This window comes from Microcoleus asticus IPMA8, from assembly GCF_013179805.1.
Taxonomy (GTDB): domain Bacteria; phylum Cyanobacteriota; class Cyanobacteriia; order Cyanobacteriales; family Microcoleaceae; genus Microcoleus; species Microcoleus asticus.
On sequence record NZ_SRRZ01000258.1, the window covers coordinates 1 to 2,989 of the forward strand.

At 55.3% G+C, this 2,989-nt stretch carries 1 protein-coding gene and 1 pseudogene; both read right to left on the bottom strand.

The annotated features are described in order from the left end of the window. Positions 1 to 219: 219 nt before the first annotated feature. Complete coding sequence (locus E5S67_RS31565; RefSeq protein ID WP_172193375.1) at positions 220 to 1,719, bottom strand: FAD-dependent monooxygenase; 1,500 nt, start codon at positions 1,717 to 1,719, stop codon at positions 220 to 222. A 10-nt stretch (positions 1,720 to 1,729) separates the two neighbouring features. Next, positions 1,730 to 2,690 (bottom strand): annotated as a pseudogene (locus E5S67_RS31570) (IS630 family transposase). Positions 2,691 to 2,989 lie beyond the last annotated feature (299 nt).

The window sequence follows — 2,989 nt, forward strand, 5'->3', positions numbered from 1 at the left end:
AGTTATAGAAAACAAAAAGTTATGTTTTGCCGAGCTTGAATCCTCCATCAATTCCGATCGCGATTTTTTTTAACTTATTCAGCAAACCCTACTTATCTACCAGTTTAGGGATGATATACAGAAGTGTTCTGCCTATCCATCTCATTTCGGAAGATAGACAGAAACATTCAACCTAATAATAGTTAGACATCACACTGCATCCCGCTCGACGCGGGTTCGCTACGCCGCAGTAGGCGGTCCGAACCAGGTGGTTAGCGCGTCGACGAGCCCCAGTTGGGTTTGGTCTCCCACCCAAGCCACATATCCGTCAGGCCGAATCAATACGGCGGTGGGAGCCGTGACCGCCCCAAGTGCCGGAAGCTCCCACGTACCGTCGTATTTGGCGTCGATCGACTGAACCCGGTCCGCCCATGGAGTGATTTCAAAGCCGCCGGGCTCACCGAGGTTGAGGAGTACCGGTCGGGCAGCGTGCAGCAGGGTGAAGACTCGCAGCGGGCCGTTGGGGGTTACCAGGTCGAGATCGGGCATTCGGCGTCCCAGCAGCGGGTGTCCCTCACCCAAGTTGTAATGGATGTCCAGACCGGACATCATCGCGGCGAATCGTTTACGCGGCTCGTCCATGCTCAGCAGCTCGGACACGGTGGCGCGCAACGCCTCGGTGCGATCGTCGACGCGCATGAGCGCGGTCTGCGCCATTGTGTTGTGCAGCACGCGGGCGGCGACCGGGTGGCGCTCGGCATGGTAGGTATCCAGCAGGCTTTCCGGCGCTGTCTGGTGGACCACCTGGGCCAGCTTCCATCCCAGATTCACCGCATCTTGTACACCGGTGTTGAGGCCCTGTCCACCGACCGGGGAATGCACGTGTGCGGCGTCGCCGGCCAGCAGAACCCGTCTGTCGCGGTAGGCCGCAGCCTGCCGACTCATATCAGTGAACCTGGAGATCCAGGTGGGACTGTGGATCCCGTAATCGGTCCCGTATACGGCGATGAGCGCCTCGCTGAGATCGCGCAGAGTGGGCTCGGTCCTCGGTCCGACGTGCTCTTCGGTCACCATGACCCGTATCGGCCCCCCATCCTTGTAGACCACCTCGCCGTCGCGGATCTCGTACTCCTCCTTGCCAAAGGCATGGACGCCAAAGGCATTGCGGTGGATGCCCAATTCCGGCTCCTCGGTCATCTCGACCTCGGCGATCAGGCTGCTGATCGTCGGGTCCCACCCGGGGAACTCGATGCCGGCCGTCTTACGGACCAGGCTGCGTCCTCCGTCGCACCCGACGAGATATTCCGCCCGTAGCGACTGGCCGTCGGACAGCTCGACTTCGACACCGATGTGGTCCTGCGCGAAGCCCGTCACCTCACGTCCGCGATAGAACGTCACCCCCAGCTCGCCGACCCAGCCGGCCAATATCCGCTCGATGTGATTCTGCCACAGCCCGAGCCCGTAGTTGTGCCGGGTGGGAAAGTCGCTGATGTCCAAACGGACGCTGGCGAACCCCGCGACCTGAGCCACCTGTCCCTCCGAGAGGAACCGATCGGCGATTCCACGCTGATCGAAGACCTCGATGGTGCGTGAGCTCAGACCGCCTGCGCGCGAGCCGGCGAGTTCCTGGTTGGGACGCCGCTCGACAATGGCAACGTCGACACCCGCCAACGCCAACTCCCCCGCCAACATCAGCCCCGTCGGGCCGCCTCCGGCTATCACCACCGCATATTCAGTCATATAGCGTTTCCTAGTCAAGTGAAGTACAGTAGCAGCAATTAGTGAACCAACCCCGAATATCGTCTAGCGACACCTGAGTAAAAGCTGCCTCAACGGCTCTTGCAAGCTCAGGATAGTTCCTAGCCGATCGAGCGCAACAAGCTTTTTATCTTCGACCAACAGTTCTTTATATGTGAAATATGTGAAAAATCAGGAGAGTAAGGCGGCAGATCAATCAGTCTGGCCCCAGCTTGGGTAATCAACGCTTTAATCGCTGCACCTTTATTAATCGAGCAGTTGTCCATCTGTATACAGGCTCTTGAGCAAAGCTTAGGTACCAAGCGCAGGGCAATAAACGCTTTAAACGTTAGACCATCCGTCGAACCGAGTAAGCTCACTTGAGTAATCAGCCCACCTAAACCAATCGCACCAATCAGCGAAACATTCTTGCCCCGCTTGTGAGGCCGTTTCCCTCTGGCTCTTTGCCCTTTAGCGGAGCGGGCAGATAAGCGAGTGAGAGCCAGATTGATGCCCGCTTCATCGATAAAGACGAGGTTCTTAGCCAGAATGCCTCCGACCAATTGCCAAAACTCAACTCGTTACCGCTGTACCCGCTCGCTCTCTTTTTCGCTGGGATAAAGTGTTTTTTTGAGAGTAGTGTTCAGTTTTCTCAGCATCCTGTCGAGGGTAGAGCGACCAATCCGCACCTGGGTTTTCTGCTCTAAGAGGTGGCAAAGTTCGGCTAAGGTAGCATCGTTGTTGTCCTCGACCAGTTGCCCTAGCACCGCTAGCTGCTGAGCATTGAGCTTAGTTGGGGTTTGCTGGGTGCGTTGCTTGGGCGCGATGCTGCCTGTCTGGGGCTGCTGTTTGAACAACTTTTGGACAAAACTGAGTGCGACTCGAAATTGCTTGGGGAGTTGGCGCTGAGAGAGATTACCTTCTGCATAGGCATCGACAATCTTTTGTCTCAGGTCGAGGGAATAGGCTCTCATTGTTGCTCAAAACGTCCCAACACTCTTGATTATTAATCGTACCTCACTAGAACGGGAAACGCTATAAAGCACTGCCCGCAACCATTCATCCACTTTGGCTGGCAACTATAGCAATCCTAAATTAGTCGCATAAATTTTTTACCCCACCCCAACCCTCCCCGAACCCGCTGGGAGTCCGTAAGAAATTCACAAATGATGCGAGGATTGCTATAGCAATCCTAAATCAATTGCAAAATATTATAAATTATAATAATTAGGGACTATAATAATACTTATACACTGGAAATCGGCAAAAAAAC

Coding starts and splice junctions, on each gene's coding strand:
- E5S67_RS31565 (WP_172193375.1), bottom strand. CDS start 1,719: ATGACTGAATATGCGGTGGTGATAGCCGGAGGCGGCCCGACGGGGCTG.